At 39.6% G+C, this 16,743-nt stretch carries 21 protein-coding genes and 1 tRNA gene; 15 read left to right on the top strand and 7 right to left on the bottom strand.

The annotated features are described in order from the left end of the window. Positions 1-308: 308 nt before the first annotated feature. The 15 genes from A4G17_RS02560 to A4G17_RS02620 all read left to right on the top strand — a co-directional run bounded on the left by A4G17_RS02560 (position 309) and on the right by A4G17_RS02620 (position 9,276). Positions 309-1,046: a hypothetical protein gene (locus tag A4G17_RS02560; protein WP_123957384.1), complete on the top strand. Its 738-nt coding sequence runs from the start codon at positions 309-311 to the stop codon at positions 1,044-1,046. 9 nt (positions 1,047-1,055) lie between these two features. Beyond that, a complete protein-coding gene (locus A4G17_RS02565; protein WP_123957383.1) occupies positions 1,056-1,247 on the top strand; it encodes a hypothetical protein in 192 nt (63 codons plus the stop codon). Positions 1,248-1,322: 75 nt separating this feature from the next. Continuing rightward, positions 1,323-1,415, top strand: coding sequence for a hypothetical protein (locus A4G17_RS02570; protein WP_236941025.1), 93 nt, complete (start codon positions 1,323-1,325; stop codon positions 1,413-1,415). Continuing rightward, entirely contained in the window at positions 1,415-1,549 is a 135-nt protein-coding gene (locus tag A4G17_RS10335) for a hypothetical protein (RefSeq protein ID WP_257792952.1), read from the top strand. The genes A4G17_RS02570 and A4G17_RS10335 overlap by 1 nt, the downstream gene beginning before the upstream one ends. Beyond that, positions 1,521-1,757: a hypothetical protein gene (locus A4G17_RS02575; protein ID WP_236941026.1), complete on the top strand. Its 237-nt coding sequence runs from the start codon at positions 1,521-1,523 to the stop codon at positions 1,755-1,757. Before A4G17_RS10335 ends, A4G17_RS02575 begins: the two co-directional genes overlap by 29 nt. 8 nt (positions 1,758-1,765) lie before the next feature. Next, the gene (locus A4G17_RS10365; protein ID WP_123957382.1) at positions 1,766-1,933 is read left to right on the top strand and encodes an ESPR domain-containing protein; all 168 of its coding nucleotides are present in this window, start codon (positions 1,766-1,768) and stop codon (positions 1,931-1,933) included. Between the two features lie 90 nt (positions 1,934-2,023). After that, positions 2,024-2,374 (top strand): hemagglutinin repeat-containing protein, encoded by a 351-nt coding sequence (locus tag A4G17_RS02585; RefSeq protein WP_236941027.1) that lies wholly within the window; start codon positions 2,024-2,026, stop codon positions 2,372-2,374. Between the two features lies 1 nt (position 2,375). Further along, a complete protein-coding gene (locus tag A4G17_RS02590) occupies positions 2,376-2,690 on the top strand; it encodes a hypothetical protein (RefSeq protein WP_123957380.1) in 315 nt (104 codons plus the stop codon). Positions 2,691-2,809: 119 nt separating this feature from the next. Then, positions 2,810-3,109 (top strand): hypothetical protein, encoded by a 300-nt coding sequence (locus A4G17_RS02595; protein ID WP_207948562.1) that lies wholly within the window; start codon positions 2,810-2,812, stop codon positions 3,107-3,109. Next, entirely contained in the window at positions 3,106-3,447 is a 342-nt protein-coding gene (locus tag A4G17_RS02600) for a stage III sporulation protein AF (protein WP_123957379.1), read from the top strand. Before A4G17_RS02595 ends, A4G17_RS02600 begins: the two co-directional genes overlap by 4 nt. 221 nt (positions 3,448-3,668) lie before the next feature. Continuing rightward, on the top strand, positions 3,669-3,809 hold the full coding sequence (locus tag A4G17_RS10370; RefSeq protein WP_418886393.1) for a hypothetical protein: 141 nt from the start codon (positions 3,669-3,671) through the stop codon (positions 3,807-3,809). Positions 3,810-3,877: 68 nt separating this feature from the next. Further along, a complete protein-coding gene (locus tag A4G17_RS02610) occupies positions 3,878-5,659 on the top strand; it encodes a VENN motif pre-toxin domain-containing protein (RefSeq protein WP_123957378.1) in 1,782 nt (593 codons plus the stop codon). Positions 5,660-5,972: 313 nt separating this feature from the next. After that, complete coding sequence (locus tag A4G17_RS02615; RefSeq protein ID WP_123957377.1) at positions 5,973-7,367, top strand: hypothetical protein; 1,395 nt, start codon at positions 5,973-5,975, stop codon at positions 7,365-7,367. A gap of 335 nt (positions 7,368-7,702) precedes the next feature. Then, complete coding sequence (locus tag A4G17_RS10340) at positions 7,703-7,834, top strand: hypothetical protein (protein ID WP_257792953.1); 132 nt, start codon at positions 7,703-7,705, stop codon at positions 7,832-7,834. A gap of 1,366 nt (positions 7,835-9,200) precedes the next feature. Continuing rightward, positions 9,201-9,276, top strand: a tRNA-Asn gene (locus tag A4G17_RS02620). Between the two features lie 331 nt (positions 9,277-9,607). Here A4G17_RS02620 and lipA read toward each other — a convergent pair. The 7 genes from lipA to mrdA all read right to left on the bottom strand — a co-directional run bounded on the left by lipA (position 9,608) and on the right by mrdA (position 16,740). Further along, positions 9,608-10,570: a lipoyl synthase gene (lipA, locus tag A4G17_RS02625; RefSeq protein WP_123957376.1), complete on the bottom strand. Its 963-nt coding sequence runs from the start codon at positions 10,568-10,570 to the stop codon at positions 9,608-9,610. 9 nt (positions 10,571-10,579) lie between these two features. Further along, positions 10,580-11,242, bottom strand: coding sequence for a lipoyl(octanoyl) transferase LipB (lipB, locus tag A4G17_RS02630; protein WP_123957375.1), 663 nt, complete (start codon positions 11,240-11,242; stop codon positions 10,580-10,582). A gap of 100 nt (positions 11,243-11,342) precedes the next feature. Beyond that, entirely contained in the window at positions 11,343-11,645 is a 303-nt protein-coding gene (gene ybeD / locus A4G17_RS02635) for a DUF493 family protein YbeD (RefSeq protein ID WP_123957374.1), read from the bottom strand. Between the two features lie 112 nt (positions 11,646-11,757). Further along, positions 11,758-12,930 (bottom strand): serine hydrolase, encoded by a 1,173-nt coding sequence (locus A4G17_RS02640; protein ID WP_123957373.1) that lies wholly within the window; start codon positions 12,928-12,930, stop codon positions 11,758-11,760. 34 nt (positions 12,931-12,964) lie between these two features. After that, a complete protein-coding gene (locus A4G17_RS02645) occupies positions 12,965-13,588 on the bottom strand; it encodes a septal ring lytic transglycosylase RlpA family protein (RefSeq protein WP_123957372.1) in 624 nt (207 codons plus the stop codon). Between the two features lie 73 nt (positions 13,589-13,661). Then, positions 13,662-14,795, bottom strand: a complete 1,134-nt coding sequence (gene rodA / locus A4G17_RS02650; protein WP_236941029.1) for a rod shape-determining protein RodA — start codon at positions 14,793-14,795, stop codon at positions 13,662-13,664. Next, positions 14,788-16,740, bottom strand: coding sequence for a penicillin-binding protein 2 (gene mrdA / locus A4G17_RS02655; RefSeq protein WP_123957407.1), 1,953 nt, complete (start codon positions 16,738-16,740; stop codon positions 14,788-14,790). The genes rodA and mrdA overlap by 8 nt, the downstream gene beginning before the upstream one ends. Between the last annotated feature and the right edge of the window lie 3 nt (positions 16,741-16,743).

Consider the following 16,743-nt stretch of genomic DNA (forward strand, 5'->3'; position numbering starts at 1 on the left):
TCTGTATGGGGAGGTTTTTTTCGGGTATTACATATTCTTGGAGATTATTTTTGATAAAAAATATATTAATTATACCTTATTGTTAGAGGAGTCTTTTAAGGATGTAATTTATCCGCGTCTTGTAATTGTATTGGTCAAAGTTTTATTTTCAAAGAAACTTAAATAGATAAATAAATTTTAACTATATGATGCGATGGTTTGTCATAGATTTTTGGATTGGTTATCTGGAATCCCAGTAAATTGGAGAGACGTCTTGCTATCTGGAGTATAGCCTTCAATAGGTGGGGTGTTAAGGCACAGTGCTGACGGTGTATGAAGATGCACTACAAGCGGTCAGATCACGCCAAGAATCTGCAAATACACTTAAGCAGCAGATAGAAAGTGACAAGGCACAGGCTCAAGCAGCTCAAGAAGAAAAAGCTGCGAATAGCTTAAATAATGCGCTTTCTGCGAATTATCCAAATGCGAGAGGATTGTTTACTCAAGAAGAGTTTTTATCGCCTGATAATGCGTATGGTAAGGTGGCAATGGGGGCGGTTGCTGAGAGTGGCTGGGCGATAGGTGTGGGTAAAACGGCTCTGTCAGCTATGAAAAACCCTCAAGGTCAACTAGATAATTTTGCGATTTCAGTGCCAAATGAGATTTCAGGGAAAGATCGGCAGGTTACGGTTACAAAGCCAGCGAATTATGAAAATCAAGAAACTAATCTAAGGGTTTCGACAGGGGCAGAAGATATTACACAGTATCTGAAATTAAAGGCAAGTCTTGTTGGAAAAGAAATATCAGATGGACATGCTTTTTCTAAACATGTGATTAAGCAAGGTGAATTTAAAAATGTAAATGTTTCAACTAGAGAGCAATTTGAAAAACACGTTGAATATGTTGTTAATAATTATACTTCGTTCAAAGAATTATCTAATGGAAGAAGTGCGTATTGGCACGAAGCTAGCGGAACAGTTGTTATTAGAAACCCTAAAACAAAAGATGGTGGTACAGCATTTCAGCCTAAAGATGGTCGAAAGTATTTTGATGAGAAGCTAAAATAAGGGAATCATATGAAATTGGTAGAAAAAAAATCAGATGATGTTTTATTACTATTGTCTCAAAGAGAAGTTCAGTTAATAACAAGTGCATTAGGGGAGATCTCTAACATATTAGATGTAGAAGATTGCGAAACAAGAACTGGTTATAACTTAGAAGATTTTGAAAAATTATTTTATGAGTTTAATGTTATTGATGATCGGTGACTATGTTCAAACATCTAAGCAAAAGGGAAAATAACTATCTTTACAGAACGTCCAGCTTGTCAAAGCTGTTTAGGCGTGGCTGAGCAATTTAATAAACATTATCCAAATATTAAGGTTAATATTTTTGATAATAATGGAAACCCAGTTGACGCTATAGGAGGAAAATAATGGAAAGAGTTAATTATAAAACATTGAAGCAATGGTTCTTTGAAGATGCATTTCAATGGTGTCAAGAAAAATTTGAAAAAGGTAAGATTAATAAGTGGTCTGTTGATGAAAGTGAATGGGGGGGCTCTAGATAGTTTTGAGGGGAGTTTTAATTTGCCAATAGAAAATATAATATTAAGGGCTGGCAGGAATCCTTATGGACATAGGTTAGCTTTACAAGATATTGATAGAATACTTTTTGAAAATAGTATCGATAAATTAGTATCCGTATTAGAAGAAGAAAAGAAAGAGTTTCTTTATGATTTAAATTTGGTGCTAAATAATCGAGAAATTGAAGAGTAGTTCTTGATATGAACAAAGACCTTCATCGAGTCATATTCAGCAAAACCCAGCAATATTTTGTGGTGGTTTCTGAATTATCCAAAACCACAGGAAAATCATCTGCTTTCCCCAAAGTAAAAGTAGATGATTTCTTTTCGCAGTTTTTTAACTCAGTTTTTACCAATACAAGCGGTTAGATCCTGAAAAAATTTTGCAAATGTGAAAACTTAGCCCAAATCGGCAAAGGGCATTCAAACTCTGATTCGGTCGAAAATCGCCATACGGAAGTGAATGCGGACAAAGTCAAAATTAACGCCACGGAAACCACCACAGTGAAAGGTGCGGTGGTAAATACCGACCACCTCCAGCTTGATACTAAAAATCTGCATATTGAAAGTGTGCAAGACCACGAAAAATATGACAGTAAACAGACGCAAGCGGGAGCGAGTGCCTCGGTGGCGATTTATGGCAGTGGTTCGAGTGTTTCTGCTCAAGCCAGTCGCAACAAAGCGAATGTGGACTATGCACAAGTGACGACCCAATCGGGCTTTAATATCAAACAAAGCTCTGAAATCAACGTCACGGACAACCCGAAAACAAAAGAGATTTGGCACATTCAACCAATAAAAGGAAAATAAAATGAAAAATTATGATATTTTAATTGAGAGGCTTGAGCTGCTTTATGATATAAAGATTGAGATTGAGCGAATTTTATTAGAGTATAGAAAAAATATTCATGAAATTATTTTAGATATCAAAGAAAGAAAGTTGAAGGATAGAATATATGAATTATTTGATATTCAAAATAAGTTATCCGTTCTGGTTTATAAGTACGAATACAATGTGGATAGTTATTTATATAACTTTATTTATGAATTTGATAGGCAGGATAATGAAAGTGTTGATTACTTATTTGATGAGATAGTAAAAAATAAACATTTTCTAATTTCATAATTGTATTTATCTAAGTAGAGATCAAACTTAGTGAGTTGATTTGGTCACGGGAAGAACTTGACGATAAATTGCCTATCGTCCCGTGATTGCAACGAAAGCTACAGAAAATCAAGCAATTTATGAGAGAGCTGGCATTTAAGGATGCTAATATTCTTAATGTTGATGGGTCGCTAACCGAAGAAGCCATTAAAAATTCAAGAATTATTTCGTTGGGGGATGGAGTTATCAAAAACCCTAAAGTAGTAAGCGTATTGACTCGTGATGGTTCAAAAATTGAGGATTGGGACAAGATGACTACAGAATCAATAAAAATGTCAAATGGTCAATCTATGCAAATTCATTTTTATAGGAATAATAAAACAGGGAAAGTGGATTATGAAACAAAAGACTTTAAGGTTAAAGGAGAAGTGAAGCCATGATTTTAGTCGCAATTAAAGATACTTCTGTGATCAGGAAAGGAGATAAGTATTTTTGTTTTGGTATAGATGTATATTTAGATAGAAATAAAGTATATGTCTTTATTAGAGCCAATGATGATGGAACGCCAGTGTTATGTGAATTAAGCGATTTTTCTATATTATCAGAAGGAGAGCTTAAGCATTGGAAAGAAAAAAGATTTCTTAATGGGTTGAGAATTAGAATTTTACCAAAAGAATTTTATGAGTTTGATTGGGATCTATATCATGATGGTGATGAATATATGCAAGATGAGTTTGAAAGAATCTATTCAATATTTAAGAATGGGCAAATAATATAATATATGTGACACTCCTGCTATCACTGTGTATTCATATAGGGGTGGTTCTTATATTAAATATGCAGTGTTTTTTCATTTTTTTATCCAAGTTAGTGTTATTTATAGTGATAACTTTTGGATGCGTATGAGGATATTTGCATTATCTAAAATATTATATTTGGTATGCTATGAACTAAAACTTTCATTGAGTCATATTCAATAAAACCCAACAACGTTTAGTCGTGGTTTCTGAATTAACTAAATCTACAGGAAAATCATCTGCTTTGCCGAAAGTGAAAGTTGATGACTTTTTCTCATTGGCTTTTAATACGATTTTTGCCAATACAAGCGGTCAGATCCTGAAAAATTTTTGCAAATGGTGAAAACTCAGCCCAAATCGGCAAGGGGCATTCAAACTCAGACTCGGTGGTGAATCGCCATAGTGAAATCAATGCAGGCAAGGTCAAAGCCAGCCAGCCGTAGCAAAGCGAACGTGGACTATGCACAAGTGACGACCCAATCGGGCTTTAATATCAAGCAAAGCTCGGCGATTAACGTTTCTGAAAACACCCATTTGAAAGGCGGCATCATCAATGCGGAAGGTGACAGCGCAAACCACCGTATGAAAACGGGCACCTTGACGACAGAAGATATTCAAAACCACAGTGATATTGAAATCAGCTCGGTATCGGTGGGTGCAAGTACGGATATGAGCCAAATGTCGGGTCAAGCGATAAGTGCAGCCTTGAGTGCGCTAGGCAATAAGAGTGAGCACGAGAGCAGCACGACTAAATCGGCGATAAGTGGCAACATTCAAATCCAGCTCACGGACAGTGAAGGTCAGCAACAGAAGACCGGTAAAACCGCGGAGGAAACTCTGGCTACACTCAACCGCGACATAGCCAATGCGAATGAGAATGTGGCGAAGCAGGATTTGACGAAAATCCAAGAAAGCCAAGAAATGGCACAAGTGATAGGCGAGTTGTCACAGAGTTGGTTAAATCGCGCAGTGAAAGCCCCACTTGAAGAGGCGGATAAGAAACGTCAAGAGGCTGAAGAAATAGCGAAAACTAACCCAGCTCAAGCAGAACGCCTCAGAAGCGAAGCAAAAGCCCTTGAAGCGGAATATGGTTTGGGTAGTAACTTACAAATGGGTGTGCGAGCCGCGACCGCAGCATTACAAGGTTTAGCGACGGGAGATGTTAAACAAGCGGCGGTGGGTGCGATTTCGCCTTACTTAAACAAAGCGATAAAAGAAGCGACCACAAACGCAGATGGCAGCCTCAACAAAGAAGCGAATTTAATTGCTCACACGATTTTGGGGGTGGTGGAAGCGAAAGCGACAGGCAATAATGCTGTCGCAGGCGGACTGGCTGCGCTTACGGCAGAAGCGGCTGCGCCAATTGTGATGCAACAGCTTTATGGCACGGACAATCCAGGGAATCTCACGGAGAAGCAAAAACAGAATGTTGCCAATCTTAGCCAAATTGCAGCCGGTTTGGCAGGTGGTTTAGTGGGAGATAGCACAGCGAGTGGTATTGCCGGGGCTGAGATTGGGAAACGGGCGGTGGAGAATAATAGCTTTGGTATTTCTTATGCTCAACATCAAAAAGATGAAGAATTAAGGAAAAAAGATCCTGAAGCTTATAAAAAAGAAATGGAAGAAAGAAGTAAATTGATGAAAGATGCAACTTTAGCTATCGGTGGTACCATTTTTATACCTTTACTTCCTGAAGTTGCTGCAACATCAAGCTTAATTGCTGGAGGATTTGGTGGCGGTTCGGAGTTAGTTGGTCAGCTTGTTCAGAATGATTGGGATATATCCAAAGTGGATGGTAAAAAAGTAGCAGTGCAAACTGGTGTTGGTGTTGCAACTAAAAATATGGGGCTCATAGGAAGTTCAACAGTAAATGCTGGAAGTGAATTTTTCTATTCACTCTATGATGGTAAAACAAGAGAAGAAGCTTTAAAAGAAAGTAGTGTGTCTTGGTTTACTTCATTAGTTGGTGGTGCTTTAGGTAAAGGTTTTGAGATACCGTTGGATAAGAAATTTAATCCTACTTGGAAATTTTATACGGAAAAATCAGGACACTTACCTTATGGTATATCAGAACCGTTTAAACCTAGTTATGTGCCATCTGTTACAGGGAATGCTGTTGAAAATCTAGCATCTCCATTTATTAAAGAGCGTTTAGATAAAAGAATTAATGGAGTGGAAGATGATAAAAAATAGATTTTTAAGAATTTTATATTGCTTTGTTATTTTCTTTCTCATTAATTATGTAACAATATATATTGCATTTTTAGTTATTGATATTTTTGTTTGTGTTTTCTATGAGAGATGTAATTTTTATATTTTTCCAAATTTGCCATTAAACTATTATATAGGAAATGTGATACTGTCTTTTTTCTTGTCAATATATTATTTATGGAGTAGGCGCTGATTTATTAATATGGAATATTTGTTTTAATATAACGAAATAAGTCGACAAAGCTACAGCGGCACTACGGAAATTACGAATTATCTCAAGGAAAACACTGCTTTAATGGCAGACCAACGGAATGCGATACAGCAATTAAGTGCGGCAGGCATTGGTGCGGTGATTGGTGCAGGCTTGGGCGGCGATTCAAACACGGTGAAACAATCGGCACAGATGGCAGTGCGGACGGAGCAGTTTAACAGACAGTTGCATCCTGATGAGAAACAGCGGATTGAGGAGCTTGCTCAAGGAGATGAGGAAAAACAAAAACGGTTAGAAGCCGCAGCTTGTGCGTTAGTTCATTGCTCAGCTCAAATTCCGAAAGATGCCCCAGATTATGCGGAGGTTTATGCCAAGGCAAAAACTTTAGAAGATTTAGGTAATCAAGCGGAATTTGCAAGTGAGCGAGCGTTACTTTCTAAGCAATTAGCGCATTATGACCCACTTGATTCGGTCTCAGGTTATCGTCGACAGCTTTTCCAATATAACGAAGTGCAACAAGGTTTAGATACAGTGGATAGAGCGAATACCCAATATGGAGTAAGTACACGTGTTGGAGGTGTAGCTCAAGCAACGGGAGGTGTTGCTGCGACAGCCTTTGGGATTGGTTTATGTGAAAGTGGAATTGGCTGTGTGGCAGGAGTACCTGTTGCAGCCTACGGTGTAGACAATGCAGTTGCTGGTGCAAGAGCTGTTTATTCAGGGAAAAATCACGCAACAGTGGGGGCAAAAGCATTATCAGAGTTAACAGGGATGAGTTCTTCTACTGCAGAAGCACTCTATTCCGCTCCGTCACTCATTTATGGGGCTAAACCAATTGTTTCAGGCTTAAATACGGCTGGAAAAGTGGCCGCCAAGGAAACATCACAGATGGCGAATGCAACTAAACATATGGTTGGAGAAGTTGGAAAGGATGTTAGAGCTGGAATTGGTGTTGCTAGCAACCTTGCTCAACATGGGTATGTAAATACGGCGGAATCTATTCGTTATGTGGCTGGAAAAGGAATTGAAAAATCAATGCTATCTGCAAGGAAATTAAGTGACGCTATTGAGAATACTGGGGTTAAAAATTTTGGTGTGGCTGCTACAGCAGGAGGTGTGGGGACTGGAGTATCAGAGTCTATTGATTATTTTAACGGAAAGGAAATGACAGAAAGCAATTTATTAGGATCTTTCCGTTCTATTATGATAAATTCAGGCACGGCAGGGATTTCTAATAATTTATCATCGTTGCAAAATTTGGGAGTTAATACCGTATTTGGAGTTACAGTACAAGGAAAAGATCTTAAACAAGCTATAGCTGAAAGTTCTATTGGTATAGGAACAGGAAAAGTAATTGATAGAACTTCAAAAAACTTAGATAGTGGAACAAGGAATGTTATATCAACTTTTTCTTCTGAGGTTATCAACAAGAGCTTAAATGATAATGCTAAAGAAAAAAAGGGAGAGGGCAATGATTGATTTCATTAAAATTGTATTTTCTTCTTTTTTAGGAAGTTTATTTTTGTACTTTAGCTTAGTGTATATTTGGGGTGTGCATCAGGAACTCTATACTTTTCTTTGTAAAACAATGCTGCCTATAATAATCATAATGATTATTGGAAAATTAAAATAATAGTAGCACTGATAAATTATCGAAACTCTATTGTAATAAATTCAGATGAGATAGGGATTTCTGCTAATTTATTGGTATTATAAAATTTAGGGGTTAATACCGTATTGGGGTTGTATTGCAGGGACAATCACTTTAAGATGCATCTACAAATATTTTAATAGGAATAGGAGCAAGTAAAGGAGTGAATAAAGTTGAAGTGTTAGATAAATTAAGTCAAGATGTCATTTCAACATTTTTAATGGAAAGAGCTGCTAAAAAGAAAGATGAATTATTAAAATCTCGGGAAGATAAGAATGAGGATGGTAAAAAATGATTTTTTCATATTTGAGAATTATCTTAGCCTCTTTGTTAGGAACATTGCTTTTTTATCTTCTTTTACGATTTTTTTATAGGTTAGACTTGTCATTCTATCCATTGTTATATGAAATTACTCTACCTTTGATAGCAATTATAATAATTGGGAAATTAGGTGGGAGTAAAAAATAGTTCATCAATTTTACCTACAAAGAGGTTAAATGATTAAATTGGCATGGAACATTCAAAAGTTTAAAACAGGTCGTTAGTAGTCCTTATTTCTTTCTCTAACACGAGGGGATGTTGTTGTAGAAAAAACATTGCCTAATGAAAATTAATATTTAAGCGATCAAGTGAAATACTTTAAAAATTCTGAGATAAGTGAAGGCTCTACTAATTATTTACCAAAACAACTGAAACCAATCATAAACACGATTACTAATGAAATGATTAATGAGGCGGAGAGGAAATAATGTCTAAAGCTATATCTCTTATTAAAGAGTCATTTGTAAAAAGTGTCTTGGTTATGTTTTATATCATATTTTTGATTTGGGTTAAGTTATTTATTTCAACAGGAGAAGTAGATCATTTTTATTATATTTTTAGTTCAAGATTGGTTTTGATTTATATTAAGTTATTTCCCTTTTTGTGGGGGCTGTGCTTTTGTGTATTATTTGCAAATAATTATTTTGCTTCTTTAAAAAATAAATAGATTTTTTGTGAGATAAATCACTCTTGAAAACTGTTATACCTAAAGGTAATTTATGTTTCTTTATTTAAGAAAAACATTTAAGTCATCTCTTTTTATATTTTTGGGATCAGGCTTTAGTGTGGTTCAAAAAATATATGAATAATGGAGTTGTAGATCAGATTAACTATTTTCTTTCCGTATAATATTTGTATAAAAATATCTTATTTTTCTTTGTGATTTGGTTTTTTTATTCTATAAGTTTATTTATAAAAGAATCATCTTAGGGGCTGATTATGTGATGAGCCATCCCTTGTTCGCTTTGAGATTGACAAGAAGTAGATGGCAAAGCACTTAAAAGACTGAATTGGAGTGCAATTCATAGTTTAGCCTGAACTCAGCGGACGATTTACCTACATAAAAGTTAATCCTAAGGCGTTAGCGTTATTTTCTACAAAGTAATCAGCTGTCCAACCTTTACAAACTTTGGAATTTGTGTAAGATCTCGGCTGTATTGATTTTGATCTGTTACTGGGCAAATCAATCGTAGTGTATCGGCTGGGTACTTTGCGAGAGAGGGAGTAACACGATCTTTAGTCTTGTTTAAATCAGAATGTAAGGCAGCGCAGGGGATTGAAAATCCCCGTGTCGGTGGTTCGATTCCGCCTCGAGGCACCACTTTCTTGCAAAGTAAAATTCCTCCTTAGTTCAGTCGGTAGAACGGTGGACTGTTAATCCATATGTCGCAGGTTCGAGTCCCGCAGGAGGAGCCATATTATGAAGCCCTGATGAGTAATCATCAGGGTTTTATTCATTCTGCTTTATTGTAAAGCTTTTTTCTAAAAAAATTTTAATTTTGTGATCTTGCTCCAATTTTTGAGAAAAAATTGGAGTTTTTTATTCACTTTTAGTGTGGTTTTACGTTACTATCCAAGGCGTTCAAACATAATTATAAAATCAAGAAAGATTCCTCAAATATCGTCTATTCTTTGCGGCATTATTTAGAAAAAATAATGTCGCTTTTTTATGCGTTATGAAAAATGTTGTTGGAACAGCGATTAAATAAAGAAAGGCTCGGAAAATCCGAGCCTTTGATTTGCAAAATTATTTGACTAACCCACCGCTTGCTTGCAGATCGGCGTGGTAAGAAGAGCGGACGAATGGACCGCAGGCAGCATGTTCAAAGCCCATTGCGTTGGCTTCTTCACGGAACATATCAAATTCCGTCGGGTGAACATAGCGAGCTACGGGTAAGTGGTGGCGGCTTGGTTGTAAATATTGCCCTAATGTGAGCATGGTTACGCCATTAGCACGCAAATCTCTCATCACGTCTAAAATTTCTTCATTGGTTTCGCCTAAGCCAACCATAATGCCAGATTTGGTTGGGATCTCTGGGAAAGCCTCTTTGAATTGTTTAAGCAGTTTGAGTGACCATTGATAATCTGCCCCTGGGCGAATTTCTTTATATAAGCGTGGCACATTCTCAAGGTTGTGGTTAAACACATCGGGCGGATTTTGTTTGAGAATTTCGACCGCTTGTTCAATGCGTCCACGGAAATCGGGTACGAGAATTTCGATTTTAATTCCTGGGTTTAAGGCACGAATTTCTTTCACACACTCCGCAAAATGACCTGCACCACGATCAGGTAAATCATCACGATCCACCGAGGTAATCACCACATATTTGAGTTTCATATCTTGAATGGTTTCAGCCAGTTTGCGTGGTTCATCTTGATCAAGCGGTAACGGTTTACCATGTGCCACATCACAGAATGGGCAACGGCGAGTACAAATTGCCCCCATAATCATAAAGGTGGCAGTGCCGTGGTTGAAACATTCATGCAAGTTCGGGCAAGAGGCTTCTTCACATACCGAATGTAAGCCATGGCGACGCATTCCATTTTTGATGCTCTCAATTCTTGCCGAGTTCGCAGGCAGTTTAATTTTCATCCACTCTGGTTTTTTGAGTAGCTCTTGGTCTGGGTCAATGTTTTTGACAGGGATAATTGATGTTTTGGCGGCATCGCGATATTTTATACCGCGTTCCATTTTAAAGGGTGTACCCATTAAAAGTTCCTAGTTGTTAATGATTTGTTGCGTATTATAGCCGAGAATTTGGCTAAAGTAATGAACCAATTTTGGGGCGACTAACTCGCACTTGGCTTGTTCAGCGGAAACAAAATCGGCCAGCTGACACATTTCCAAACCTGCGTAGCCACAAGGGTTGATATTGCGGAATGGAGTTAAATCCATATTGATGTTGAGGGCTAAGCCATGGAAAGAACACCCTTTACGAATACGCAAGCCAAGGGAGCAAATTTTCTGCTCATTGACATAAACCCCGGGAGCATCCGGCTTTGGATAAGATTGAATGCCATAATCTGCCAAGGTTTTGACCACACTTTGCTCAAGGGCAGAAACTAAATCTCGCACGCTCAGCTCATTGCCATTCGCCTTGTGGCGTTTGATGTCTATCAGCACATACATGATCTGCTGACCAATGCCATGATAAGTAATCTGTCCGCCCCGATCCGACTGCACCACAGGGATATTAGTCGGGTTGAGCAGATGCTCTGGCTTGCCCGCCGAGCCTTGCGTAAACACCGAAGGGTGTTGAACGAGCCAAATTTCATCGGGCGTATTTGCTGTGCGATTGTCAGTAAAATCCTGCATTTTGTGCCAGATCGCTTGATAATCCTGCACACCGAGATTGTGGATATGAAGTGGGATGTTTGTCATAGCATTGAATACGTTATTGTAGCGGTGTCAGCCTGAGCACAAGCGGTCAGATCCTTCCGATTTTTTGCAAATGTTGCTTCAGATCTCACCGCTTGTATGATTAGAGTACCATTCTCACGCCGTCGATTTTGGCGAGATTGGTGTAGAGGGTTTCGACTTGTTCGATATTTTCCGCTTTGATAGTGATGGAGACAGAGTGATAGGTGCCTTTGCCGCTCTCTTTTACACTTGGGTTATAATCACCTTTCACCACTTTTTGTACTTCTGCTACCACATCATCAATTAAGCCATCACGCTTGGCTCCTACCACTTTGAAGGTGAATGAGCATGGGAATTCAAGTAAGTCTTTGAGTTTTTTATCTTGTGCAATATCAGTTAAATTTACGGTTTTGTTACCAGTCATGTGGGTTCCTTATGTCGTTATGAGTTGATCAAACGGTCGGATTTGCAAAAAATTTGCCGAATCCGACCGCTTGTAAGCCCGATAGATTGGGATTATGTTAGCAATTGCAAGGTTAGTTGAACAAGCCTTTGACGGTTAATACAACCCAGTCCCATGCCTTACCAAAAATGCCAGCTTCTGCAACATCTTGCATGACTTGTAAGTCCACGCTTGCAATATCTTTGTCATTTAATTGGTAGATCACTTTACCAACGATTTGTCCTTTTGCTAATGGTGCCTCAAGGGTTTTCTTATCTAGCACATAGCGGGCTTTCAGCTCACCTGTTTTGCCTTTTGGCACGGTGATAAAGCTATCTTGTAGCGTACCAAGCTGAATGGTGTTTAACTCGCCATAGTAAACACTTTGTTCTGAAACGGCTTGCCCTGCGGCGAGTGGTTTAACGGTTTCAAAGTTTGCGAAGCCCCATTGCAGCAGTTTTTTGCTTTCTACTTCACGTCCTTTGATGCTTTCAACGCCCATCACCACAGAAATTAAACGTGTGTTGCTGTTATAAGCCGATGCAACTAAGTTGTAGCCTGCTTTATCGGTATGTCCTGTTTTCATGCCATCCACATTCATTGTTTTATCCCACAGCAAGCCATTGCGGTTTGGCTGTTTGATTTTGTTGAAAGTGAAATCTTTTTCAGCGTAAAGGCGATATTCATCGGGTAAATCACGAATGAGACGTTGCCCGATAATTGCCATATCACGGGCAGATGAATATTGGTTAGGATCGTCCAAGCCGTGTACTGTCGCGAAATGCGTGTTTTTCAAGCCGAATTGTTGCACATATTTATTCATCGCATCGATGAATGCTGCTTGAGAGCCAGAAATATGTTCCGCCATTGCCACACAAGCATCATTACCAGATACGATGATGATGCCGCGGTTTAAATCATCAACGGAAACTTGTTGGTTGAGATTTAAGAACATTTTTGATGAGCCAGGGAATTTTTGTCCCCAAGAGCTTTCAGTAATGGTGACCATATCACTGTTTTTAATTTTGCCGCTTTTTAGGGCATCACCAATGACATAGCTTGTCATCATTTTGGTAAGACTTGCAGGGGATTGGCGTTGATCTGGATTGAGACTAGCAAGAATAGCCCCTGAGTTATAATCCATTAAAACGTAAGTTTGAGCACTGATTTGCGGTGCGGGAATGCCATAATCCACTTCGTTAGCGTAGCTGATGCTTGAATAAGCAAGCGAACAGAAAATAATCGTTTTTAATTTGTTTTGTAACATAAAATGTATTCCATATAAATGATTGATGTGAGCGTTATTCAGCCACTTTAGATTTGATCGCAAGATATTTCCCTTCTCCTTTGATGCTTAAGGGAAGCTTTGCTCTTTTGGCTTGCTTTAACAGTGATTCGGTGCCTTTACCCGAAATGTAGCCGTGTCTATCAACGTGTAAGGCCTCAATTTTGACGTGCGTTATACCAGAATGGAACATGCCAATTTCTTTGGCAGCTGCCACAGAGAGATCAAGCACTCTATTTTGGCTAAATGGGCCGCGATCGTTGATTCGAACCACTACCTTACGCCCATTTCTGATATTTGTCACGAGCACATAAGAACCCAATGCGAGCGTTTTATGGGCTGCGGTGTAGGCATTTTTATTATAGATTTCGCCATTCGCTGTTTTGCGTCCGTGAAATGATCCACCATAATAGCTCGCAACACCAACTTGGCTAAATTGGTGTGAGGCTTCTTTGCTAAGGCTTGTGTAGCTTTTACCATTGATTTCATAAGTGTGCTTTTTATTTGACACTTTGGTATGAAGTAAGGCAGCCCCTTTGACGCCATATTGTTTTTTGGTGTAATTAACTACGGCATGAGCAGAAAAGGGGATTGCAAGCAGTAGTATTAGCATTGTTCGAATTCGGTTTTTTAATTGCATAATATCTCCGTTAGCTTTGGGTTAGAAAGCCACATAAAGGTATAGTAAAAAAATCTTCGGAACTCACCGCTTGTTACGGCGATTTTAATTTGCTATACGGGTTGTTTTTATCCTTTCGTTCACGGTGCACATAGGTAGACATCATTAACCCAAATGCTGCCATTAGAGTGACATAAGACGTACCACCGTAGCTGAAAAGCGGCAATGGTACGCCAACCACAGGCAAGATACCACTCACCATACCAATGTTTACAAATACATACACAAAAAACAGTAAGGCGGTACCGCCTGAAAGCACTCGTCCGAACGTGGAAGTTGCTTTTGCACCCACAATTAAGCCACGTCCAATGATAAAGAGATAAATTGCCAATAGAATCATCACGCCGATCATGCCGTGTTCTTCGCTTAACACGGCAAAAATGAAGTCAGTGTGCGGCTCGGGTAGAAATTCTAATTGTGATTGTGTTCCCTCCATCCAACCTTTGCCTTCCATTCCGCCAGAGCCGATCGCAATTTTTGATTGAATGATATGGTAACCTGCTCCTAAAGGATCTTTCTCTGGGTCAAGCAAGGTCATTACACGGGTTTTTTGATAGTCATGCATCAAGTAAAACCACATAATAGGGATAAACCCTGCAAGAAAGACCACGCCCGCACCAATAAGTTTCCAACTGAGCCCTGCTAAAAATAGAACGAAAAGCCCTGCGGCACAAACCAAAATGGAAGTACCAAGATCGGGCTGAATAGCCACTAAAAGTGTTGGGAAAATGATAATGGCTAAAGTAATAACGGTATCTTTAAAATTAGGCGGTAACGCTCGATTGCCCAAGTAAGTAGCGACCATCAATGGCACGGCAAGTTTAGCAATTTCAGATGGCTGGAAACGCACAAAACCTAAATTTAACCAGCGTTGTGCCCCTTTACTGGTTTCGCCTGCAACATCAACTAAAATTAATAAAATGACACACAGCACATATAGATAGGGCGAAAGCTTTTCATAAAAGCGGGGCGGAAACATGGCCATCACGATCATCAGCCCGAGCCCAAGAGAAACCTGCACCAAGCGGCTAATGAACATTCGCTCACTTCCACCACTTGCACTGTAAAGTACAATCAAGCCATAGCCAGTAATCGCTAACAAGCCGATCAGCAGCAACCAGTCGAGAGCAAAGAGTTTCCAAAAACGAGAAAGAAAGGATTTACTCACTGAGTTCCTCCTCATCGGTGACAAGCGGTGAGTTCTGCGGATTTTTTTGCAAATTATCGGTAGACGGCGTGGGTTGTGGCATTCGTAATACATAGTCCATAATTTTACGTGCAACAGGGGCTGCGGCACTTGAACCACCGCCCGCATTTTCTAAAATTAACGCCACGACAACTTTTGGGTTCTCATAGGGAGCGTAGCCCATAAACCAAGCGTGGTCGTGTAAGTTTTTAGTGATTGCATTTTTATCGTAGTTTTTTCCTTTCAAGCTGAAAACTTGAGCGGTTCCTGTTTTGCCTGCTGCATGATACGGAATGCCTGCAAAGGCTTTTTTAGCGGTACCATTGCTGGCATGCACAACGCTATACATACCTTGTTTTGCGATTTGCCAAAAGCGTTCTGGCACATCTTTAATGTCATCATACAAAAGTGGATCTTGGTAAGGACGATTTTCCCCAGACATAATTTCCATCATTAAATGGGGGGTATTCACTTTACCATTATTGATTAAAACAGCGGTTGCTTTAGCAAGTTGTAGCGGTGTGGAGATCCAGTAGCCTTGCCCGATGCCAACAGAGATCGTATCCCCTGGGATCCAGCCTTTTTTGTAACGTTTTTGCTTCCACTCACGGCTTGGCATAATACCGATAGACTCTTCTGCCAAATCAATACCTGTTTTTACCCCAAAACCGAAGCGTTTCATCCAGTTCGACATTTTATCAATTCCCATATCGTAGGCGAGTTGATAGAAGAAGGTATCGGACGATTCCACAATTGCTTTATTGACGTTAGTTGCGCCGTGTCCACTTTTTTTCCAATCACGGAAACGTTGGGTTGTGCCAGGTAAAATCCAGTAGCCTGGGTCGAAAATGGTGGAAGTCGGTGAAATTTTGCCTTCGGTTAGCCCAGCAACCGCCATAAACGGTTTGATGGTTGAAGCGGGCGGATAAGTGCCTTGCGTGGCTCGGCTATAGAGTGGCCGATCTTCATCTTCAAGCAACTGTTTATAGTCTTTCCCTGAAATGCCATCCACAAACAGATTGTTGTCGTAGCTTGGATTCGTCACCATCGCCAAAATGCTGCTATCTTTTGGATCCAACACCACAACAGCCCCTTTTTGTTTGCCAAGCAGAGACATCACATAGCGTTGTAGATCGATATCAATCGTCAAACGCACGCTGCTACCAGCAACTGCAGGTTGATCCCGCAACTTGCGGATCACTTTGCCACGGTTATTGATTTCCACTTCTTCAAAGCCTGTGATGCCGTGCAGTTGTTCTTCGTAAAATTTCTCAATGCCGAGTTTGCCGATATCGTGTGAACCCGCATAATTACCAAATTTACCTTCATCTTGCAGGCGTTTTTTGTCTTTATCATTGATTTTCGCCACATAGCCGAGAATGTGGGTCAGTATGTCGCCATAAGGGTAAGTCCGTTTGAAATAAGGTTGGACATCAAGGCTTGGGAAGCGATGTTGGTTTACGGAAAAACGGGCGATCTGCTCTTCGGTTAAATTTGGTTTGAGCAAAATCGGCGTATAGCGAGACGAGCGGCTTTTTTCTTTGCGGAAATCGTCAATGTCTTGATCGGTCAGCCCAACTAACTCTTTGAGGGCTTGCAAGGTTTCATCTAAATTATCGACCTTTTCAGGCACGATATATAAACCGAAAAAGGTCAAATTTTCTGCCAACACTTTGCCATTGCGGTCGTAAATCAAACCGCGAGCAGGCGGAACGGGCAGTAATTTGATACGGTTGCCATTGGATCGGGTTTGGTAGGAGTCGTAATCTCGGACTTGCAAGTTGTACAAATTGGCCAGTAGCACCGAAGTCAGCCCTAACACGCCCAAAAATGCAATCAACGCACGACGGACAAACAGATTGGTTTCTGCTTGTCCGTTGCGAATTCTTTCACGACCTGTGGATGCGGTGCGTTTTTTGCCAAACATTGC

Origin of the sequence: Frederiksenia canicola, from assembly GCF_011455495.1 — a bacterium.
Lineage (GTDB): Bacteria > Pseudomonadota > Gammaproteobacteria > Enterobacterales > Pasteurellaceae > Frederiksenia > Frederiksenia canicola.